Source organism: Streptomyces sp. NBC_01446 (assembly GCF_026340095.1).
GTDB lineage: Bacteria > Actinomycetota > Actinomycetes > Streptomycetales > Streptomycetaceae > Streptomyces > Streptomyces aureus.
Map to the genome: position 1 here is coordinate 820,867 of NZ_JAPEPO010000002.1, position 21,532 is coordinate 842,398.

Below are 21,532 nucleotides of genomic sequence, written 5' to 3' on the forward strand. Positions count from 1 at the left end.
TCCCGACGAGGGGGTTGACCCTGCGGACACGCGGCAGTTACAACGTTGGAACCACCTCACGGCAAGCGCTTGCCGTCCGCCTCTCGAGAGGGTCCCCATGTCTCCAGATCGTCCCCACCGTCCGCTCCGCGCGGCCGTCGTCGGCGCAGGGGGTATCGCCCGGTCCAGCCATCTGCCGGCCCTGCGGACGCTGGCCGCGGAAGGAGAGACGGACGTCGTGGCCGTGGTCGACGTGGACGACACCGCGGTCCGCGCGTTCGCCGACACGTTCCGGATCCCCTACGCGTCCACGGATCTCGACGCGATGCTCGCCGAAGTACGCCCGGACCTCGTGGTGTTGTGCACCCCGCCCGCCCTGCACCGCGAACAGTCCGTCGCGGCCCTGCGAGCCGGTGCCTGGGTGTGGTGCGAGAAGCCGCCGTGCCCATCGCTGGCCGACTACGACGCCGTGGAGGCGGAGGAGAAGGGCGGTGACGGGGACCCGTACGCGTCGATCGTCTTCCAGCACCGCTTCGGTTCCGGCGCCCGGCACGTGCGCCGCCTGCTGCGCGAGGGCGCGTTCGGCCGCCCGCTGGTCGCGCACTGCCAGACCACGTGGTACCGGGACAGCGCCTACTACTCCGTGCCGTGGCGTGGCCGTTGGGCGACCGAGGGCGGCGGCCCGGCCATGGGACACGGCATCCACCAGACGGATCTGCTGCTCGATCTGATGGGGCCGTGGACCGAGGTGCGCGGCATGGCGGCCCGTCTCGTGCACGACGTGGAGACCGAGGACGTGTCCACCGCCCAGATCCGGTTCGCCGACGGGGCCGTCGGCACGGTCGTCAACAGCGTGCTCAGCCCCGACGAGGTCAGCCGCATCCGTATCGACTGTGAGCTCGCGACCATCGAGCTGACGCACCTGTACGGCTACCGCAACGCCGACTGGCGCATCACGCCCGCTCCCGGCGTCCCCGAGGAGACCTTGGCCGGCTGGCACGACTTCGGCGAGGACGAGCCCAGTTCGCACCTCGCCCAACTGCGGGCGCTCGTCACCGACATCAAGGCCGGACGGCGCCACGCCACCAGCGGCGCGGGCGGACGTCAGACGCTCGAGTTCATCACCGCTCTGTACAAGTCCGCGTTCACCGACGCGACCGTCCGCGCCGGTGACATAGGCCCCGGCGACCCCTACTACACAGCCCTCCACGGCGACGCCCCGGGCTGGGCACCGGCCGACCCCCACCAGGAAGAGGACCACGCATGACGCTCGCACTGACCCATGCCCACGGCGACCGCATCACCGTCGCCCACGCGGACACCGGCACCGAGCTGTTCGCCTACGTGTACCGGCCCGAGGCCGCGTGGGAGGCCCCCAAGCCGTATCTGCACCCGATCCGCACCCTGTCCGGCGCGGTCGTCACCGACTACCGGCCCAACGACCACCGGTGGCACAAGGGACTGCAGCTGACGGCCTCCCACCTGTCGGGCCAGAACCTGTGGGGCGGCAACACCTACGTGCACGGCGACGGTTACCTCGCCCTGCCCGAGAAGGTCGGCTCGATGGCCCACGTCGCCTTCGAGGAGGTCTTTGCCGCGGACCGCCGCGCCGTCATCGCCGAGCGCCTGACCTGGCACCCGCACGACAAGGAGCTGTGGGCGGACGAGGAACGCCGCATCGAGGTGCGCGACGTGGACGCGGACACCGGCAGCTGGTCCCTGACCTGGACCTCGGCCGTCACCAACCGGCGCGACGAGCCCCTGCGCTTCGGCAGCCCCACCACCCATGGCCGCCCGGCCGCCGGATACACCGGCCTGTTCTGGCGCGGACCGCGAGCCTTCCGCGACGGCCGGGTCTTCACCTCCGAAGCCGACGGCGGCGACCTGATGGGCAGTCAAGCACCCTGGCTGGCCTACGTGGGCGAGCACGACGGGCGCGACGGCCACGCCACCGTCGTCTTCGAGCACGCCCCCGCCAACGACCACGCGGGCGACAAGGGGACCCACCCGGCGCACTGGTTCGTGCGCAGCGACCCGTTCGCCGCGGTCGCGCCGTCCTGGGCCTTCCACGAGGAACTCGTCCTCGCCCCCGGCGACACACTCACCCGTAGCTACCGCGTGACGGTCGCCGACGGCGCCTGGGACCGCGAGCAGGTCGCCGCGCACCTGCGGGGACACGCGTGGTGAGCGCGACGTACGACGGCTTCCCGGCGGCGGTGGGTGTGTCCCGGCTGACCGTCTACGACTGGCCCACGGTCGACGGCCGGACCGGCGGCGGCACCCCTCACCTGCACCTCACGTGCAGCGAGGGATACGTGGTGACGGGCGGCCGGGGCACGGTGCAGACCCTGACCACGTCCGGCTACGAGGAGACACCTCTGGAGCCGGGCACCGTGGCCTGGTTCACGCCCGGCACGATCCATCGCCTCACCAACGACGGCGGCCTCCAGATCACCGTCGTGATGCAGAACAGCGGCCTGCCCGAGGCGGGCGACGCGGTGCTCACCCTCCCCCAGGACCTCCTCACCGACGCCGAGACCTACGCGACCGCGGTCCGCGTCCCCACCGACGCCCCCGAGGCCGAGCAGGTGAAGGGCGCACGCGCCCGGCGCGACCTGGCGACCCGCCGGTTCCTGGAACTGCGCGAAGCCACCCAGGGCGGCGATCCGGAACCACTGGCCGCGTTCCAGCGGGCCGCCGCCGAGCTCATCCGCCCACGCCTCGACGCATGGGAGCAGCGCTGGAAGGACGGGGCCCACGCCGCGGCGGCGACGACCGGGACCCAACTCGACTCCCTGCGCGCGAAAGACGCCGGGCACCTCGACCGAGCCAGGGTGACAGCGACCGGGCCCACCGCCCGCGGACGCTTCGGCATGTGCGGCCGGCTGGACGTCTACCCCGGCATCTGACGTCCGGCCCCGGGGCCGCCCCTGTCTCTCCCCTCCCCCCTCCATCCACGCACCGTCCTCTGGAAGGCCCCCATGCCCGAGCCCCGAAGCGGCCGGCGCCCACTCCCCCGCCGTGCCGTCCTGGCCGCGGCCGCCGTCGGCCTCAGCACCGCGCTGACCTCCACGCTCAGGGCCGGTGCGTACGCCGGGCACCTGCGCGCACACCTGACCGCGTCTACCACCTGACCAAAGCCCTCGACCCGTCACGCCCGTCCGTCTCCAACGACGGCTGGGAGATCTCCGCCGCCGACATCTGGGGCGTGCACGACTACACGCAGGACGCGCGCGTACTGCGCGAGCGTTACGGGCACCCCTCGTTGCGGCAGGGCGAGATCGTCGAGCGGTGGCCGGGTGCCAAGCGGCTCGTTCTGGACGGCGTGCGCCACCAGGGGGAGCCAGTCGTGCTGAGTGAGTTCGGCGGGGCCACCTTCGAACCCGCCGAGGGCGCCGAGTGGTTCGGCTACGACACCGTGAGCACGAAGGAGGACTTCGCCGAGCGGCTGGCCGGGTTGGTGGAGGCCGCGGTGGACTCCGGCCTCGCCGGTTTCTGCTTCACCCAGTTCACCGACACGGAGCAGGAGATCAACGGCCCGTTCTCGGCGGACCGTCAACCAAAGCTCCCTGTACGGGAGTTGCACGAGATCCTCACGCGGACCCGCGCCCCGGGCCGAGGCGCGTCGTAGGTCGTATCACCGGTCGTCAGACGGTGACCGCGGGGCCGGGCGGCAGGTGGACGGTCATGATGAGGTGGCAGGTCTCCGTGCCGGAACCGCGGTAGGTGTGGGGGGCGTTGCCGTCAAAGGTGGCTGTCTGTCCGGCTTCGACAGGGTGCTCGGTGCCATCGACCTCGAGGATCATCTCTCCGACGGTGACGCTGACGGTTTCGACGACTCCGGCCTGATGGGGGTGGCTGGGGTACTCCTCGCCGGGTGCCAGCTGCCAGCGCCAGACCTCGACCGGGGCGGGGCCCGACGTCGTCAGCATGAGCCGGGCCTCGCTGCCCCGCTCCCCCGTCCACAGTGGCATCACGGCGCCGGCGGTCACGACGCGGACCCGCCCTTCGGCCGGTCCCTCCATCAGGGCGGACACCGAGACACCGAGGGTGTCGGCGAGCCGGACCAGCGTGGCGAAGTTCGGGTTGCCCTGAGCCTTCTCCAGTCCGACCAGGGCCCCCTTGCTGACCTTGGCTCGTCGGCCGAGCTCGTCCAGGGACAGGCCCGCTCGGGAACGGGCCGCCCTGACGTTGTGCGCGAGCGTGCGCAGAGCTTCCTCTGTCTCGGCCATCCGATCACCATCCTCGCCGTGGACCACTGCAATGCACCGCCCGGTCGGTTGGTTGACCACCGCGGTCGGTCCATTGTACGGTTTAGTCGTTCCACTGAAGACTAAGGGATGTACCCGTGATCGCTCTGCTGCTGGCTCTGGGCAGCTCACTCGCCTATGGCTGCGCCGACTTCCTCGGCGGCCTCGGTGCCCGAAAGGCGCACGTGCTGCGCACCGTGATGGTCGCCGCACCGGCCAGCCTCGCGGTCGAGCTGCTGCTGTGGCCCGTGCTCGGCACCTCGTTCAGCCCGGGCGCCGTCGGCTGGGGTGCCGCCTCCGGCGTCGCCTCGGCGGTGGCGTTCGCGCTGCTCTACAAGACTCTGGCCATCGGCCCGATGAACGTGCTGTCCCCGGTCACCGCTCTGGTGTCCGCCGCGCTGCCTGTCAGCGTGGGGCTGATGCAGGGCGAGCGGCTGGGCACGGCAGGGCTGCTCGGCCTGCCGCTCGCGCTCATCGCCGTCGTGCTGGTCAGCGCCGGGCACGGCGCGGGCTCGTCGCGTCCGTCGCGCACGGCGCTGCTGCTGGCGTTCGGCGCGGGCTCCGCGATCGCCCTCCAGCTGATCTTCCTGCACCAGGCGCCGGCGGACAGCGGCGTGGCCCCGCTCATCGTCGGCAGGGCGGTCTCGACAGCGGTCACCCTGACCGCGGCCGGGGTCATGCGCCGCAGGCTCGGCAGCGAGAAGCCCGCCTACGCCATGTCGGCCGCGGCGGGCGTGCTGGACTCGGTGGCGAACCTGCTGTTCCTCATCGCCGTCCGCAGCGGAGACCTCACCGTCGTCGCCGTGATCACGGCCCTCTACCCGGTCGGCACGGTGCTGCTCGCCCGGAGTGTGCTGGCCGAACGCATCCACCGCGGCCAGCTCGTGGGCCTGGGCACCGCGGCCGTCGCCGTCAGCCTCCTCGCCCTCACCTGAACCGGCCCACCACCCCACAAGGAGAAGAGCGTGTTCATCCAACCCTGGGACGCCGCACTGGACGAGGGCGAATGGCAGACGTGGATCGCTGACGGCCACGACTTCGGCCAGCTCAGCGTCAACGGCCTGCCCGGCCGGGCCCCCGTGGTCGTCCCCACCCACTTCACCGGCGACGACAACCAGCTCCTGATCCACTTCGCCCGCCCCAACCCGGTCTGGAAGGCGATCGAGCACGACCCGAACGTCACGTTCACCGTCATCGGGGACTACGCCTTCATCCCCGGCCCCTGGCGCGCCAAGCCGGACACGACACCCACCGACGGCGTCCCCACCAGCTACTACGCGGCCGTTCAGTTCACCTGCCACGCCCACATCGTCGACTCCCCCGAGGCCAAGGCCGAACTCCTGCGCCGCCAGCTCGCCCACTTCCAGCCGGACGGCGACCACGCCCCCGTACTGGTGGACCAGCCTCCATACGGCCGCATGCTGCCCGGCATCCGCGGGCTGCGCCTGGACGTCATCGATGTGGTCGCCAAGTTCAAGTACGACGACCACAAGCCCGCCGAGCACCGCACCACGGTCGCGGACCGCCTCACCGCACGGGGCGAGGCCCTCGACGTACCCACCGCCCGCCAGCAGCTCCGCCGCCTGGACCGCATGGGCGACTGGAAGCCCTGACAGGGCGGACGCGTTCCTCAGGTCACACGAACCCAGCACAACCCCCCTGGCACGTACGGCGGTCAGCGCCACCTGCCACGGTGCGGCACGCGTCCCTGGAGTGCGGAGTTACGGTACGCACATCGGTACTCAGAGAGGTCAGGTAGCCATGTCGAAGACGGTGACCGCGCATCTGCCGGAGATCCGCGATGAACTCGCCGCCTTCTACAAGGATCTGCACCAAAATCCCGAGCTCTCGCTCCAGGAGACACGCACCGCCGGTCTTCTGGCGAAGCACCTGCGCGAGGCGGGCTTCGACGAGGTGACCGAAGGCATCGGCGTCACCGGCGTGGTCGGGGTACTGCGCAACGGCGAGGGGCCGGTCGTCATGCTCCGCGCGGACTTCGACGCGCTGCCGGTGGAGGAGAAGACCGGACTTCCCTACGCCAGCCGGGTGCGAGGCGTGGACCACGAGGGCCGCGACGTGCCGGTGATGCACGCCTGCGGTCACGACATGCACGCCGCCTGCCTGACCGGTGCCGCCAGGTTGCTCGCGCGGTCGCGTGACGAGTGGCGTGGCACGCTGCTGGTGGTGTTCCAGCCGGCTGAGGAACTCGCGGTCGGCGCACGCGGGATGGTCGACGACGGACTCTTCGAGCGGTTCCCCAGGCCCGAGATCGTGCTGGGCCAGCACGTCGGGCCGTTGCCCGCAGGGGTCATCGGCTACGGCACGGGCCCGGTGATGGCTGCCGCGGACTCCCTCGACCTCACTCTGCACGGTCGCGGCGCCCACGGATCCCGGCCCGAGGCGTCCGTCGACCCGGTGCTCATGGCGGCCAACGTGGTCACGCGGTTGCAGGGAATCGTCGCGCGGGAGGTGCCTCCGGCGGAGACCGCGGTGGTGACCGTCGGCCGCCTGCAGGCGGGCACAAAGGACAACATCATCCCCGACAAGGCCGAGTTGGGGATCAACGTCCGCACCTTCACCCCGGCGATCCGCGACAAGGTGCGCAGCGCCATCGAGCGCATCGCCACAGCGGAGTCGCAGGCGAGTGGCGCCGCGGAGTCACCGGAATTCGCCTGGACCGGCTCCGCGCCGGCGCTGGTGAGCGATCCGGAGGCGACGCAGGCCACGGTCGCCGCGTTCGCGGAGCACTTCGGGCAGCAGCGGATCATGCCGATGCCTCAGGTGAACGCGAGCGAGGACGTGGGCGTGTTCGGTGAGGTGCTCGACGTGCCGACCGTCTTCTGGTTCTGGGGCGGCCTGGACACCGAAACGGTTCTCGGCGCGCTCCAGGAAGACCGGCTGGACGAGCTGCCGAGCAATCACTCCCCCCACTTCGCCCCGGTCGTCGAGCCCACCCTGAGCACGGGCGTGGAAGCACTCGTCGTAGCCGCGCTCACCTGGCTCGCGGACTCCTGAACCATGTGGGCCCGCCGACGTTCACCGATCGCCGGCGGGCCCATCGCCACCCAGCGTCTCCAGCAACACATCGACGACCTCGTCCACCTCCGCGTCGGCCAGGTCCTCGAACGCCCCGGAATGGCGGGCGAGCAACACCCCGGCGACCGCCGCCACCAGCACGTCGGCCCGCAGCCCCGGCCGGTCCCTGCCCTCCCGCTCGAAACGTGCGCGCAGCGGATCCACGAGCCGGGACCGCAGCGCCGCGCGGGTGGCGTCCTGCGCTGCCCCGTCACTCAACGGCTGGACGGCGACCCTCAGCAAAGGGACAGGACCGCGCCGCTCCGCACGTTCGGCGACCTCACGCAGGCGGGGCTCGGTGAGCAGGTCGTCGGGCGCGGTATCACCGTGTTCGGCGCGCAGCACCTCCACGTACAGCAGGGGCTTGCTGCCGAAGTAGCGTGCGATCAGGGCCGGGTCCACCCCCGCCCGCTCACCGATCTCGCGGATGGTGGTGCGGTCGTAGCCGCGCTCGGAGAAGAGTTCGGTCGCCGCCCGCAGCAGCGCCTCGCGGGTGCGGGCCGAGTTCCGGCGCGAGCCGGCGTCCGCGCCGCTCACGGGCGACTCGGCTCGGGGCGCGCCCGCTCACCCGTGGCGACCGGAGCGACGTGCCCCGCCGCGACCACGGACGGCCGCGGCCGGGTGCCCGTGCGAGTGAGTACGACGGCGAGAATGCCGGTGATCACGAAGGCGGCGCAGCCTGCGAGGCCCGCGGTCCGATATCCGTCGTTGCTCGGCAGCGCCGCGCCGGGGCCGGTGGCGGCCTGGAGAATGACCGCGCTCAGCGCGCTGCCGGTCGAGTACCCGATGTACTTCATGACCTGATTGAAACTCATCGCGCTGCCCGTCTCCTGTGCGGGCACCCCGCCGACGATCAGGCCGGGTGTGACCGCGAAGGTGACGCCCACACCGAGTCCGGCGAGCGCCATCATCGTGCCGATGCCCCACAGGCTGGAGCGTGCGAGCAGGAAGCAGACCAGGCTCGCGAGGGAGAGCAGACAGCCCAGCGGCAGCATGCGGGCGGGGGTCGCCGCCGCGCCGAGCATGCGCACCAGGCGGCCGGTGACGAGGCTGGCCGCGGAGAACGGCACGAGCAGCAGACCGGTGACGACGATGGACGAGCCGAACCCGTATCCGGCGGACTCGGGCGTCTGGACGTAGCGGGTGACCAGGGCGATCAGCAGGTAGGTGCCCACGCCGCCGACCATCGTGGTCAGGTTGGCGACGAGTACGCCGCGATCCTTGATGAGCCGTACCCGCACCAGCGGATGCGTGGAGTGCATCGAGTGCAGGACCCACCCGGCGAGCAGGACGACGGCCGCGACGGCGAGTGCGAGCAGCGGGGCGGATCCCCAGCCCCACCGCTCCCCCTCGGCCAGCGTCACCAGCAGGGCCGCCATGCCACCGGCGAGCAGCAGCGCGCCGGGGAAGTCCATCGGGACGGTGGGGCGCTTCGGCGCCGCGGGCACGACGATCACGGTGGCGGTGAGCGCGGCGGCTGCTGTGGCGGCCGCGAACCAGAATCCGGCGTACATGCCGAGGTACTGGGCGAACAGGCCGGTGATCGGATAGCCGAGGCCGATGCCCGCGGCGGTGGTCAGGGAGAGGGTCGCCACCGCCGACCGTGCCCGCTCCGGAGGAAGCGCGTCGCGGGCGGTGGCGATGGCGAGCGGGACGAGGCCCATGCCGACGCCCTGCAGCGCCCGGCCCACGAGGAGGCAGGTGAGCCCGAGGGGCAGGGCCGCCAGGAGACTGCCCGCCAGGACCACGGCGAGGCCGGTGAGGATCACGTTCTTGCGGTACGGGCCGTCGCCGAGGCGCCCCATGACCGGTGTGGCGATGGCTCCCATCAGCATCGTCACCGTCAGCGCCCACTGTGCGGTGGAGACGGCGACGTGGTCCTCGGCCGCGATGGTCGGGATGAGCGGTGCGCCGAGGCTGCTGACCACGGCGACGAGCATGCCGAGCGAGACGAGGACGGGCACGAGAGCCCGTGGGTGGCGAAGTGCGGGCGCCGATACGGCAGAGGTGCGCGCGGACGCCGGTATGGAGGGCTGCAAGGGAGGGATACCGTTCTTGTCATCAGGCGATGTCATTGAATGATGACATAGTTCGGAACCCGCTCCGGCCGCCGCCACCTGGGGGGCGGCCGCGCGTCACGTCAGTTCATGGCCCGCAACGCCCCCAACAGCATGGGCAGCGAGGCGTGCAGCTCTCGTTGCCAGTACGGCCAGCTGTGGATCCCCGGCCCGTAGAAGTTGGTCGTCACGTGCCGGGCACCCACCCTTTCGAGTGCGCCCGCCAACGCGTGGTTCTGCCGGTCGAAGTCCGCTTCGAGTGCGTTGGTGACACCCGGCGGGTCCAGGGGGCCGACGGTGCCGTCGCCGCACGACAGGTACACCGGGATCGGCTTGAGGCGCTTGGCCAGGTAGTACGGGTCATGGGCCGCCCACACATCCCGCTGCGCCACGGGGTCGCCCCAGACCCGGCGCGGATCGTCGCCCTGCCCAGCGAAGAACCCCATGATGCGGCTCGCCGACTCGTCGTTCAGCAACGGGTGCACGGATCCGGAGTACGCCGCTGCCGCCTTGAACATGCCGGGATGCCGGGCCGCGTACATCAGCGCGCCCTGCCCTCCCATGGACAGTCCGGCGACCACGCGACGCGGGCCCGCTCCCCAGTCGCGTTCGAGGAGTCGGCGCAACTCCTTGGTGTGAAACGTCTCCCAGGCGGGGTCACCACCGTTCCCGTTGTTCCACCAGTCGCTGTACCAGCCGTTCCAGCCGGCCTCCGGCATCACCACGAGGACGTCGCGCAGGCTGTCGATGCGTGCGACGTCGGTCCGGCTCGTCCACGACGTGTAGTCGCCGCAGCAGCCGTGCAACAGCCACAGGGTCGGCCAGTGCCGGCCGCGGTCGTCCGGGTTCCAGCCATCGGGCGTGAGCAGTCGGACGTTGACGGTCCGGCCGCCGAGAGCTGGGGAGCGTACGGACAGATCCACCTGACGGTCGGCGACCTGGGTGACGGCGACGACCTCCGCACCGCGGGCTTCGGCGGCCACGGACGGTGCGTTCGGTGCCAGGGTGAGCAGCAGCACGGCCAGGACGAGCAGGAGGCGTCTGGCGCGGCGGATCGTGGCGGCGGTCATGGCTGCTCCTGTCGATGGGGTCATCTTCGGCCGGGGAGGACCAACAGGGCGTCTCCGACCGGGCGTTCGCCGGTCGCGTCGGACGGGGCGTTGATCACGCCCCCGCCGACGACCATGGTGGTGGACCCGCCGCCGTCGAGGTTGATCGCGTCGCGCAGGCCCAGCGCCTTCGCGACCGCGGCGCTCTCCGGGATGCTGAGTCCGAGCGCGCCGGTGCTGCGTCCGTCGGCCGTGACGAGGACGGTTCGTCCCGCGGCGTCGACTCCGGCCAGCGTGCGCGGATTGCGCTTGTGCACCCAGCCGTAATAGAAGCTGGGATTGCCGGGCTGGACCATGCCGTCGGAGGCCACGGTGACGTGCGTACGGCCGTCCCGGACGAGTTCGGGGCCGCCGTTGAGGATGCTGGTGCTCGGGGACGGGGAGACGGTGCGGCCGTGCGAGTCCTTCAACGCGGCCTGCATCCGCACCTGGTGTCCGGTCTCAGCCAGTTCGGCCAGCTCGGGGACGTAGCGTCCGGTCGCCTGTACGGAGCTGCCGCCCTCCGGCAGCGATCCGCCACGCGGCGAGCGCACCTCAAGTACCCGCCCGTGGCGGTCGAGTACGGCCTCGACTCCCTCGCCGCTCGGCGTCCGCCCACCGAACTCTGGTGTGAACGCCACGAGTTCGTCGTCGTCCGTGCAGGTCGCATCGTGCAGGGGCAGCGAGGTGGGCGTGTCGTCGGCGGTGCCGCCGCAGTTCCTGATCAGGCCGGGGACACGGTTGATCCCGTCCAGCGGGAGCGAGGCGCCCGGGCTGGACAGCTTGCCCTGCCAGGTGAGCCGGACGATGCCGGTCCGACTCCCGGAATCGTGGATCACTAGGGAGGGCCGCCCGCTCACGGGTTCGCTCAACAGCCGGCCGTCGTACACGCCGACGCCGGCCGGATCCCCGGGGGCGCCTGCGTTCGGGTCGAGGACGAAGAACCCGGCGTTGATCCCAGCGGTCGCCCCGGCCGCGGCCACGAGTCGGCTGGTCGTCTCCCGGTTCTCGAGATCCGGCCCGTACGAGGCTCTCAGCGCTCCGTGGAAGCGATGCGGGTCGATGGTGAGAACGTCGATCCGCCACGGACCCCGGTCCGTGGGCTCCCCGTCCCACCCCTGGTACACGGCGGCCCCGGTGTATCCGGCTGTCCGCAGCCGGGTGCGCTCGGCCGTGGCAGCGGACTGCGAGCCGAACTCACCGACGCGGACGCGCCATCCGAGCGTACCGCCCGCGAAGTCCGCCGTCGGCTGTGTGGCGACCTCCTCGGTCCGTGCCTCGAAGCCGTCTTCGCGCAGGTGGGCGACCAGGTCGCCGGCGCTCTCGCGGTCGTTGAGCACCGACGGCGGCGCATCGGGGTCCGGTGAGCCGGCGCCGCCGGGGATGGAGACCTCGATCGTCCAGGCAAGCGCCGGGGCATCGGCGCCGCGCACGATTCGGGTGAGGGTGACACCGGGCTGGAGCTGCTGCGTCGTCCGCGTCTCGGTCAGGTCGGCGGGGCCCAGAGGCAACGCGCCGGCCGGTCTCGGGGTCGGCGCCGACGAGGCCGGAACCGCCAGGCCTCCCACGACGGCGAGGACGGACAACACGGCGCCCACGCCGAACAGTCTGCTGTTCACGTGCCCCCCACAGGACGAAGAACGGCTCTCGCGTAACGGTGCTTGTGGTCGAGACCACTCGTCAAGACGTGTGCACGTCATCCGTGCATACGACCCGGCCGGCGACCGTGCGACCGGTCGATGACGGCCTCCCGCGCACGACCGCGCGGCTCAAGATCGAAAATGTGAAGGCTTCCGGAGTGGCTGGTGACAGCCCTGGACTTTCGTGTTCGCGCTGATGCAGGGTGTGCCCACCGCAGTCGGAGCTCCGTCTGGGCCTGCCCCCAGCGGCCCGCGGTCACGGCTGCGCGGGCACCCGTCGGTGCCCGTCCCACTCCAGGTCAACTTCCCCCTGCCCAGGGAAAGTTGCATTTCTCCATGCCCAAGGGAAGTCCAGTGAGCACTCACGGAAGACTCGTTCGCCGCTCCACCCCGCTCGTGCTCGCCGCCGCGCTCACCCTGTCGGCCACCGCCTGCAGCAAGGAACAGGCCACCACGACGGCCGGCGGCGTGAAGCTGGTCAAATCCGGCCAGTTGACGACGTGTACGCATCTCCCGTATGCCCCGTTCCAGTCGGTGAAGGGCAAGAAGATCGTCGGCTTCGACGTCGACCTGATCGATCTGGTCGCCGACGACCTCGGCCTGAAGCAGCAGATCGTGGACAAGTCCTTCGAGACGATCAAGACGGGTGCGGACCTCAACGCGGGGGTCTGCGACGTCGCTGCCGCGGGCATGACGATCACTCCCGAGCGCAAGCAGCACCTCGCCTTCTCGACCCCTTACTTCGACGCCAACCAGGCCCTGCTGTCCCGTAAGGGCGTCAAGGCGAAGTCGCTGGGCGGCATCAAGAGCGGCAAGATCAGGCTGGGATCGCAGTCGGCCACCACCGGCGAGGACACCGCGCACGCCGCCGGTATCGACTCCAAGTCGTTCGAGAGCTCGGACGCCGAGCTGAACGGACTGCGCACCAGCCAGGTGGACGTCGTCATTCAGGACTACCCGGTGGTCCAGGAGTGGCTCAAGGACCCTGCCAACGCAGCGAAGTTCACTGTCACCGGTACGGTCCAGACGGGCGAGAAGTACGGCTTCGCCGTGCGCAAGGGGGGCAACCCCAAGCTCCTCGCTGCCATCGACAAGGCCATCAAGAAGGCCAAGCAGGACGGCACGTACAAGAAGCTGTACGAGAAGTGGATCGGCCCGATGCCCGCGGAGGCCGTGTCCCAGTGACCTCCTCGCACACTCCCGTCGCCGCGAAGGCCCCGGCCCAGGCGGCCCCGCGCCCCCGCCTCTCCCCGCGCCGGCGGCGCAGCATGCTCCGAGGTGCGCAGTACGTCGTCCTGGCCGCCGCGGTGATCGCCGTCGCCGTACTGGCCGACTGGCACCAGTTGCAGCAGCAGTTCCTCGAACTCTCCGTGGCCAAGCGGATGTTCCCGGACCTGCTGACGGTGGCGCTGACCAACACAGTGGCGTACACCCTGTCGGGATTCGGCGTCGGCCTCGTGCTCGGACTGATCGTCGCCCTCATGCGACTCTCCTCCGTGGCCCCATATCGATGGCTCGCCTCTTTCTACATCGAGGTGTTCCGCGGACTGCCCGCCCTGCTGATCTTCATCTTCATCGGGGTCGGCATCCCCCTGGCGTTCCCCGGCCTCGCCATCCCTGGTGGCGCGTACGGGCAGGTCGCCGTGGCCCTCGGTCTCGTCGCCGCCGCGTACATGGCGGAGACCATCAGGGCCGGCATCCAGGCCGTGCCCCGCGGTCAGATGGAGGCCGCCCGGACGCTGGGCATGTCCCACGCGAGGGCCATGTGGTCGATCGTCATTCCCCAGGCCTTCCGAATCATCGTGCCGCCACTCACCAACGAACTGGTCCTTCTCTTCAAGGACTCCTCACTGGTGCTGTTCCTCGGCGTCTCCCTGCAGACACGTGAACTCACCAAGTTCGGACGGGACTTGGCCAGCGAGACCGCCAACACCACTCCCATCTTCGTGGCCGGTCTCTGCTACCTCCTGATCACCGTCCCGCTGGGCTACGTGGTGCGCCGCCTGGAGGCGGGCCATGCGAAGGCGCGGTGAACGATGAGCGCCGCCAGCGAGCCCTCCGGCAGCATGAGAGAACACAAGGGGACGGGCATGACCAATGCCACCACCACGGCCGACACGCCCACACCGACCCGGGCGATCGAGATCCGCGCGCTCCACAAGTCCTTCGGTGACCTTCAGGTCCTGCGCGGCATCGACTTCACCATCGACACGGGCGAAGTGGTGTGCGTCATCGGCCCTTCCGGGTCCGGCAAGTCGACGTTGCTGCGGTGCACCAACCTCCTCGAACAGCCCACCCAGGGCCAGGTCCTCATCGCCGGAACCGACATCACCGACCCGGATGTGGACATCGACCGGCTACGTCGCCGGATCGGCATGGTCTTCCAACAGTTCAACCTCTTCGCGCACTTGAGCGTGCTGGACAACCTGACGATCGCGCAGCGCCGGGTGCTGGGCCGCGACAAGGCCGAGGCGGTCCAGGTGGCCCGACAGAACCTGGTCCGCGTCGGACTCGCGGACAAGGAGGACAGCTACCCCGCGCAGTTGTCGGGCGGCCAGCAACAACGCGTGGCCATCGCCCGCGCCCTGTCGATGGGCCCCGAACTGATGCTGTTCGACGAACCCACCAGTGCGCTCGACCCCGAACTGGTCGGAGACGTCCTCGCCGTCATGCGCGGCCTCGCGGACGACGGGATGACGATGATGGTCGTGACCCACGAGATGGGCTTCGCCCGCGAAGTGGCCGACCGTGTCGTCTTCATGGACGACGGCGTCATCGTCGAACAGGGCACGCCTGACGAGGTCCTCACCAACCCCCGACAGCCCCGCACCCGCGAGTTCCTGGCCCGGGTCCTGCGCCCGGCGGACACCGTCACGAAGTCCTGACGGGACGTGACACTTCCCGACCCCGCACCGCCTTCCCGACCGACGACGGCCGGGAAGGCGACCGGCACCCGCCCCTGACCGCCGCCCGGCGAAGCGGTCACGATCCCTCGACGACTCCACCCTGCACACAATGTGGCCCCGAAACCGGACAGCCGCAAAACCGCGCCGGTGCAGCCACGGCGACGGCGCCGCAGCGTCCGGTACTGAGCTGCCAGGATGCGAATCCGATTGCGTCTTCCCAGCCTGCTGCGCATCCTGCTGGGATGCGCTTCTCCATCAACATCCCGAATTTCGGCGACTTCGCCGACCCGCGCAACGTCGCCACCGTAGCGGCCGCCGCTGAACAGGCGGGCTGGGACGGGCTCTTCGTGTGGGATCACGTTCTGCACCGACAGCACCAAGGGCGTCCCTTCGGGGACCCCTGGATGCTGCTGACGGCCGCCGCGCTGGCCACCTCGCGGATCCGATTGGGCACCCTGCTGACGCCGGTCCCCCGTTACCGCCCGCAGCAACTCGCCCGCCAGGTGGCCACCTTGGACCAGCTGAGCGGCGGCAGGGTGATCTTTGCCGCGGGGCTGGGCGGGCCGGTCGAGGACGAGTACCGCAGCTTTGGCGACGCCGTCGAGCCGCGCGTCCTCGCCGAGCGACTGGACGAGGGCCTGGACCTGTTGGGGCGCATGTGGTCCGGCGACCGGGTGAACCACGACGGCCGGCACTACCAGGTCCGGGACGTGGCGATGCTGCCCGCCACCGTGCAGCAGCCCCGCCCCCCGGTGTGGATCGGAGGGTTCTGGCCCCGCCGTGCACCCATGCGGCGGGCAGCGCGGTGGGACGGCGCGGTACCGCTGTTCGAGACCGCCCGGCATGGGCATGTGCCGGAGGTGGGGGAGGTACAGGAACTCATCGCCTACGTGCGCGATCAGCGTACGAATGCCGACGCCGGCCCCTTCGAGTTCGTACTCGGCGGCGCCACGCCCCCGGACGCGGCCAAAGCCAAGGACGTGATCGGCCCCCTGCACGACGCCGGCGCCACTTGGTGGGACGAACGACAGGTCCAGACAGGCCCGGACCTGGATCGCCTGACCCCGGTTCTACGTCGCATCGAGGGCGGGCCGCCGGTGCTCTAGAGAAGTGCTGTCCACGGCTGATCCGGCGTCGTCGCTCTCCATCCGGCACACCGACGCCGGGCCTGCCCGCGATGCTCCGACCCCGTCCCTCCTCGAGCACCAGCGGGATCCCGCCCATTGACGCTCCGTGCGACAGACCGAAGAATGAGCGCCACCCCCACCTGACAACGTTGTCTTGTGAAAGGTCCCGCTCATGTCGCACCACCCCAAGCAGGTCGACCGTCGGAGAATCCTGCAACTCCTCGGCTTGTCGGGCGCCCTGGCCGCTCTGCCCTCCGTCGTCGGCGTGAACTCCGCCCAGGCACTGGGCGGAGTTCACACGGGGTCCGCCGGCTCCGCCTCTCCCCCGGACGAGACAGCCGCCACATACCACCGCGTTCTGCTCCAGCACACCCACTGGTCCGAGACACAGTGGGACGAGGCACGGGGCTACTACACGGACAAGGACTTCGGATTCGCCGTCGTCCTCGGCCACGCGGTGCTGCTCACCCACGGCACGTACGACAGCGGGGCCGCCGGCATCGACCGGGACATCCTCAAGGCGCGCACGCTCGCCACCATCCGGCACTTCGCGGCGTCCAACCGACTCACGGGCGGGACCCAGTGGGGCCGCAAGCTGTTCTTCGACACCACGTTCCAGTCGTACTTCGTCCTCGCCGCACGGTTGCTCTGGGACGACCTCGACAGCGCGACGCGCGCGAACGTCGACACCATCGTTCGTGAACAGGCCGCCTACACCACGAAATTGGGCACCGGTGACGACCCGGACTCAGGCGATTGGACGCCGAACGGTTTGCAGGGCGGCTACGTGGGCGACACGAAGCTGGAGGAGATGGGCCTGTACGCGCAGACCCTCGCACCCGCCCTCGCGTGGGCGCCCGACGATGCGCGCCGCCCGGACTGGGAGTCCGCCTACGGCACCTGGTCGCGCAACGAGGCAGGGCTTCCGCCTGCCGACCAGGCGAATCCGGCGCTCGTCGACGGCGTCGCCGTCTCCCGCAACACGGCCCGGAATCTGTACGACACGTTCATCGTCGAGAACCACGGCTCCTTCGGCCCGCATTACCAGGAGGAGCTGTGGCGTACCTCGGGCCGCAACGCGGCGCACTTCCTGGCCGCCGGGCAGCCGTTGCCGCAGGTGCTGACCGCACAGCCCAACGCGCTGCCACTGTGGCGCACGCTGCTGGGGGTGATGAGTGACGCCGGTGAGCCGTTGATGCCGATGGTGAACGACCGCGAGCATCTGTACGGCAGGGACGTGATCCCCCTCGCGTTCCTGGCCCAGGTGGCGGGCGACCGGGCCGCGGCACGGGCCGAACAGGCGCTGGCCGAGCGGCTGGAAGCGTACCAGAAGTATCCGCCCGAGTACCGTCTGGCGAAGTTCTCCGGTGAGCCGAAATATGAGCCGGAGGCCCGGGCCGAGGTGGCCATCAGTTATCTGCTGCATGTGTGGGCGGCTGCGAACGGCCACCGGGTCCGCCCGCTGTCCGAGGACGCGCTCTTCGCCCAGGCGTCGGGAGTGGCGGACTTCGGCACGGGACCGGGCCTCGTCTCGCACCAGACGCGGGCCGCGTGGGCCGGGGCCGTCAGCAAGGCCGGCTTTGTGAAGTTCGCCTGGCAACCGGACCACGACGACTGGCTGTTCAAGCTCAGCGGCGGTACGCCGATGTTCCTGCCCGCGACGACGGGCAAGGTCGGGCAGCGCACGGTCCGGCTGTACACATCGCTGCGCGACGGTTTCGACGGCAGTGCCACCGTGCTCCGTCTGGACACCGGTTACGCGGGCTTCACGACGTTGCCGACGGGCGGGGTCGTCTACGCGACCTCCGGAACATCCGCCGGTGAAGGGCACCTTGAGGTGCACAACCTCACCATGCCGGGGATGGTCGGCCTCGACGGCGCGCGCACGTACCGCTACGAGGAGGGTGAGGTCTCCGTGCGTGCGCAGGATGCCGGTACGGCGCCCACGGCGGCGGCGCGCGTCGACGACGTGGGCTTCTCCCGCACCACTGTGCGGCACATCCGGATGCTCGGGGTACGGCCCGACCCGACATACGGCTACTCACTGTACGCGTTCGAGGTGCGCGACGGGGCGGACGGCTCCGACCTCGCGCGCGGCGGGACGGCGACCACGTCCTCGTACGATCCGGGCAAGGGCCCGGAGCTGGCCTTCGACGGCGACCTGGCGACGCGATGGGCGGTCGCGAAGGCCGAACGCGGGCGCGCCGACAGCTGGTTGGCCGTGGACCTCGGTGCCGTGCACGAGATCGACCGCGTCACGCTGCACTGGGAGGCGGCGGCCGGGCGCGCCTTCCTCGTCCAGGGTTCGACCGACGGCGAGCACTGGGAGGACCTGGCGGCATGGCCGGTTCCCGAGGTGAGCAGCCGGGGCGGCTGGCTCGACGTCGACGGGCGGGCCGGCCTTGTCGTGCGCGGCTCGGACCACCCGATCGCGGTGTACGGCGACACGATCCTGGCGGCCGACGGCCCCGCGGCGCCCGTGGTGGTCGAGGGGTATCCAGGTGTGTCGGCCAAGACGCTGCGCGCGCTCACACGGAAGGCCACACCCACGGCTGGGAACAAGGCGATCCAGGTGGCCTTCACGGAGGAGCACCTGAGCCTGTTCAACCTGTCGGGCGACGCGGTCAGCACGACGGTGGACGTGCCGCAGTCCGGTGCTGGTCGTGTGGTGTTCCAGGGGGACCAGACGCTGACTGAGAGTGGGACGTCTTACCAGGCCGAACTCCTGTCGGCCGAGGCCCTGTTGCTCCCACCCGGGCTCACGGTCACTCCTGTGTCGGGCGGGGGCCGACTGCCCACTGGGCTGCGCGTGCAGGTCATAGACGGGGCCACCGTGCGGCTGTCCGGCGCCGCCTGCCGCGTCCGGGTGGAGGGACAGCATCGCAGCGAGGTCGCTGTCGTGTCGCACGGCCGTGAGACGACCGTCCGCCTGAATGGCGCGACCGCCTTCCCCCTCGACGACCTCGCGCTCGGCCGCACCGTGTTCCCCACCAGTCCGCTGCCCTCGGGCATGTCGGATCCGGCCGCCGCGGTGGACGGCGATCCGGCGACGGCGTGGCGGCCCGGCCCCGACGGGCGCATGGTCGTCGATCTGGGCGCGCGACTCCCGGTGCGCTCGGTCGAGGTGAACTGGACGGTCGCCGGTGCGCCCGCCCTCGGAGTGCAGGTCAGCGACGACGGTGTCAATTACCGAAGTGCGGGCCGGGTCGACGGGCGCGGCCGTGACCGGAAGCTCACCCTCGACACGTCTGCGCGATACGTCGCAGTGCAGGTCGACGGACGACTGCCCGCCGACGCGCGGATCGCGCGGCTCTCCGTGCGACGCTGACCCCGTAGGGCTCACTTCGTGAGGGACCCCGGCCGCGCAGGGTGGCCGGGGCCTTCATCGCGCCAAGCGGCGTGCGGGCTTCGTTCTGTGGGATGCGGACCGCCTCCTGTGTGGCGCGGGCTTCGTTCCGTGCTGCGCGGGCCCTCCGGCTCGGACCTCGACACACCGTGACACACACGTCCCCTTTGTCACCTGCGGAACCTCGCTCAGGCGGCGTGCAGTTGCCTTCATCAGCAGCCATCAGCCCTCCCCCACGGGAGTGCCGATGACCATGACGCCCCAACTGCCGCCCACCGACACCGTGGTGAGTGCGCGCGGGCTGCTCATCCCACTCCGGTCCGCCGCCCGGCCAACACGTGGTCGGAACACCACCTGTCAGCCTGGATCACAGCGAAGGGGAGTAGTCCCGAGAACCGTTGGTCGACACGCTGGGTGCTCCGGAGCACCCCGGCCACCGGGCTCCCGCACACTGTGCGGGGGCGGACGAGACCTTCGGCCAAGGCATGATCCGGCCCCATTGACGTGTGGGCCGTTCCATCGTGCCGGGCCGAGTGGTTCTCCCGTCGCCCCATGGGTGCCGATGAGCTGACGGCCCGGCCCCAGCAGAAAGCAAGGCAATGACCTTCGACCCCCTGGCGTTCCTCACCGCCTTCGGGCTGATCTTCCTCGCGGAACTCCCCGACAAGACCATGTTCGCCTCGCTGGCCATGGGCACCCGGATGCGGCCGCTGTACGTGTGGTTCGGCACCTCCACCGCCTTCATCGTGCATGTCGCGATCGCCATCGGCGCGGGCAGCCTGCTCAGTCTGCTTCCGGGCATGGCCGTCAAGCTGGTCTCCGCCGCCCTGTTCGCGTTCGGTGCCGTCGTCCTGCTGCGCGGCGGGGACGGTGACGACGAGGAAGGCGCCGCCAGGACCGTCACCGGCTTCTGGCCCGTCTACACCACCGCATTCATGGCCGTCTTCATCAGCGAATGGGGCGACCTCACCCAGATCACCACCGCCAACCTGGCCGCCACCAACCCCTGGCTGCCCACCGCCCTCGGCTCGGCACTCGCGCTGATGTCGGTCTCCGCCCTCGCCCTGCTGGTCGGCCGTTTCATCGCCAAGCGTGTCCCCCTCAAGACCGTGCAGCGCATCGGTGCCGCGTGCATGGCCGGACTCGCCATCTGGACCCTGACCGAGGCCTTCACCGCCTGAAGCCGCCGCGGCGTGAGCGCCTGGCGGGCTCACGGCCGGGCGCTCAGCCCCTCTGTCTACGCACGATCGAGGGCTCTCTGAGCCGACTGCGACGCGGCGTCAGTACGACCTCCGCATCGTAGGGTTCCCATCAACTGCCGCGCCGGGCTGTCAGCCGGCCGAAGGAACCGCGATCCCTGATGCGCTGGGGGTGAGGCGGGAGCGCCGCCGCGTCGCGATCGCAATGGCCGTACCGATGCCCGCGATCAGCAGCCCGATCCCGCAGAAGATCAGCGGAATCAGCCACAGGGAGACAAACCCGTCGATCTTCGCGTCGCCCGGGTCATCGGTGCGGTACAGGACGTCGACGCGCTCACCCTCGTCGTACGCCGGCGGGTTGGAGCCCATCGAGCTCCGGAACGTCGTCGGCGAACCGCCCGCCGGCGTGAACTCGACGACCGGGTGTGCCGTGGGCCCGCTGCTCTGACGTGACTTGCTGGACGAACTGACTTGGCCGCCTTGCCACTCCAGGTACACCACGGTTCCCTTGGCGCGCTCCGCACTCGTCACGAACGAGATCGACACCCCGCCGACGATCGCCCCGATGACGAAGAACAGCGTCCCGAAAGCGATGACCCCGAACGTGATCCACCAGCCGGCACTCCGCCGCCCACGTACCTGAACCTGCACAACGTCCCTCTCACTTGTCCGGAGTGACAGGACGCTATCTGAAGTGCAAAGACCACCGCGCACCCGCCCCCCACGTCGTTCACGATGTGGGGGGCGGGGCCGAGTAACTGCCCTACGAATCCCTGTGTATGACGATCAGTGATGTCGACGCCGCGCCCAAGGACCCCAAGTCCGTCCGGAGCAACGACTGTCGCGCACGCGCCGGCCAGACCGA

Annotated in this window: 20 protein-coding genes; 14 read left to right on the plus strand and 6 right to left on the minus strand. The window is 70.6% G+C overall.

From position 1 onward, the window contains the following. Positions 1-97: 97 nt before the first annotated feature. The 5 genes from OG456_RS41405 to OG456_RS41425 all read left to right on the plus strand — a co-directional run bounded on the left by OG456_RS41405 (position 98) and on the right by OG456_RS41425 (position 3,610). Positions 98-1,246 carry a Gfo/Idh/MocA family protein gene (locus OG456_RS41405; protein WP_266570230.1) on the plus strand — a complete coding sequence of 383 codons (1,149 nt, stop codon included), beginning with the start codon at positions 98-100 and terminating at the stop codon, positions 1,244-1,246. Further along, positions 1,243-2,166, plus strand: a complete 924-nt coding sequence (locus OG456_RS41410; RefSeq protein ID WP_266570231.1) for a PmoA family protein — start codon at positions 1,243-1,245, stop codon at positions 2,164-2,166. The genes OG456_RS41405 and OG456_RS41410 overlap by 4 nt, the downstream gene beginning before the upstream one ends. Further along, positions 2,160-2,888: a cupin domain-containing protein gene (locus OG456_RS41415; RefSeq protein WP_266570232.1), complete on the plus strand. Its 729-nt coding sequence runs from the start codon at positions 2,160-2,162 to the stop codon at positions 2,886-2,888. Before OG456_RS41410 ends, OG456_RS41415 begins: the two co-directional genes overlap by 7 nt. 72 nt (positions 2,889-2,960) lie before the next feature. Continuing rightward, complete coding sequence (locus tag OG456_RS41420; protein ID WP_266570233.1) at positions 2,961-3,113, plus strand: hypothetical protein; 153 nt, start codon at positions 2,961-2,963, stop codon at positions 3,111-3,113. 74 nt (positions 3,114-3,187) lie between these two features. Continuing rightward, positions 3,188-3,610 (plus strand): hypothetical protein, encoded by a 423-nt coding sequence (locus OG456_RS41425; protein ID WP_266570234.1) that lies wholly within the window; start codon positions 3,188-3,190, stop codon positions 3,608-3,610. A gap of 16 nt (positions 3,611-3,626) precedes the next feature. On the opposite strand, the gene OG456_RS41430 is transcribed toward OG456_RS41425, so the two are convergent. Then, positions 3,627-4,211: an XRE family transcriptional regulator gene (locus OG456_RS41430; RefSeq protein WP_266570235.1), complete on the minus strand. Its 585-nt coding sequence runs from the start codon at positions 4,209-4,211 to the stop codon at positions 3,627-3,629. 116 nt (positions 4,212-4,327) lie between these two features. Between OG456_RS41430 and OG456_RS41435 the strand changes: the two genes are divergently transcribed. From OG456_RS41435 to OG456_RS41445, 3 genes are all read left to right on the plus strand, one after another. Continuing rightward, complete coding sequence (locus OG456_RS41435; RefSeq protein WP_266570236.1) at positions 4,328-5,164, plus strand: EamA family transporter; 837 nt, start codon at positions 4,328-4,330, stop codon at positions 5,162-5,164. A gap of 30 nt (positions 5,165-5,194) precedes the next feature. Next, entirely contained in the window at positions 5,195-5,842 is a 648-nt protein-coding gene (locus tag OG456_RS41440; RefSeq protein ID WP_266570237.1) for an FMN-binding negative transcriptional regulator, read from the plus strand. A gap of 148 nt (positions 5,843-5,990) precedes the next feature. Continuing rightward, a complete protein-coding gene (locus tag OG456_RS41445; protein WP_266570238.1) occupies positions 5,991-7,244 on the plus strand; it encodes an amidohydrolase in 1,254 nt (417 codons plus the stop codon). A 21-nt stretch (positions 7,245-7,265) separates the two neighbouring features. On the opposite strand, the gene OG456_RS41450 is transcribed toward OG456_RS41445, so the two are convergent. The 4 genes from OG456_RS41450 to OG456_RS41465 form a co-directional block, all read right to left on the minus strand. Beyond that, positions 7,266-7,841, minus strand: a complete 576-nt coding sequence (locus tag OG456_RS41450; protein ID WP_266570239.1) for a TetR/AcrR family transcriptional regulator — start codon at positions 7,839-7,841, stop codon at positions 7,266-7,268. Continuing rightward, complete coding sequence (locus OG456_RS41455) at positions 7,838-9,379, minus strand: MFS transporter (protein WP_266570240.1); 1,542 nt, start codon at positions 9,377-9,379, stop codon at positions 7,838-7,840. The genes OG456_RS41450 and OG456_RS41455 overlap by 4 nt, the downstream gene beginning before the upstream one ends. Positions 9,380-9,444: 65 nt before the next feature. After that, entirely contained in the window at positions 9,445-10,431 is a 987-nt protein-coding gene (locus tag OG456_RS41460) for an alpha/beta hydrolase family protein (protein ID WP_266570241.1), read from the minus strand. A 20-nt stretch (positions 10,432-10,451) separates the two neighbouring features. Continuing rightward, on the minus strand, positions 10,452-12,068 hold the full coding sequence (locus tag OG456_RS41465) for a phosphodiester glycosidase family protein (RefSeq protein WP_266570242.1): 1,617 nt from the start codon (positions 12,066-12,068) through the stop codon (positions 10,452-10,454). Between the two features lie 417 nt (positions 12,069-12,485). Here OG456_RS41465 and OG456_RS41470 point away from each other — a divergent pair, with 417 nt between their 5' ends. The 6 genes from OG456_RS41470 (at position 12,486) to OG456_RS41495 (ending at position 20,649) form a co-directional block, all read left to right on the plus strand. Further along, on the plus strand, positions 12,486-13,274 hold the full coding sequence (locus OG456_RS41470) for an ABC transporter substrate-binding protein (protein ID WP_266570761.1): 789 nt from the start codon (positions 12,486-12,488) through the stop codon (positions 13,272-13,274). Further along, a complete protein-coding gene (locus OG456_RS41475) occupies positions 13,271-14,122 on the plus strand; it encodes an amino acid ABC transporter permease (RefSeq protein WP_266570243.1) in 852 nt (283 codons plus the stop codon). The genes OG456_RS41470 and OG456_RS41475 overlap by 4 nt, the downstream gene beginning before the upstream one ends. A gap of 57 nt (positions 14,123-14,179) precedes the next feature. Next, positions 14,180-14,974: an amino acid ABC transporter ATP-binding protein gene (locus OG456_RS41480; RefSeq protein WP_266570244.1), complete on the plus strand. Its 795-nt coding sequence runs from the start codon at positions 14,180-14,182 to the stop codon at positions 14,972-14,974. A gap of 263 nt (positions 14,975-15,237) precedes the next feature. Next, positions 15,238-16,101, plus strand: coding sequence for an LLM class flavin-dependent oxidoreductase (locus tag OG456_RS41485; protein WP_266570245.1), 864 nt, complete (start codon positions 15,238-15,240; stop codon positions 16,099-16,101). A gap of 193 nt (positions 16,102-16,294) precedes the next feature. Then, complete coding sequence (locus OG456_RS41490; RefSeq protein ID WP_266570246.1) at positions 16,295-19,450, plus strand: discoidin domain-containing protein; 3,156 nt, start codon at positions 16,295-16,297, stop codon at positions 19,448-19,450. A 617-nt stretch (positions 19,451-20,067) separates the two neighbouring features. Beyond that, positions 20,068-20,649 (plus strand): TMEM165/GDT1 family protein, encoded by a 582-nt coding sequence (locus OG456_RS41495; RefSeq protein ID WP_266570247.1) that lies wholly within the window; start codon positions 20,068-20,070, stop codon positions 20,647-20,649. Between the two features lie 150 nt (positions 20,650-20,799). Here OG456_RS41495 and OG456_RS41500 read toward each other — a convergent pair whose 3' ends face one another. Continuing rightward, a complete protein-coding gene (locus OG456_RS41500) occupies positions 20,800-21,318 on the minus strand; it encodes a DUF3592 domain-containing protein (protein ID WP_266570248.1) in 519 nt (172 codons plus the stop codon). Between the last annotated feature and the right edge of the window lie 214 nt (positions 21,319-21,532).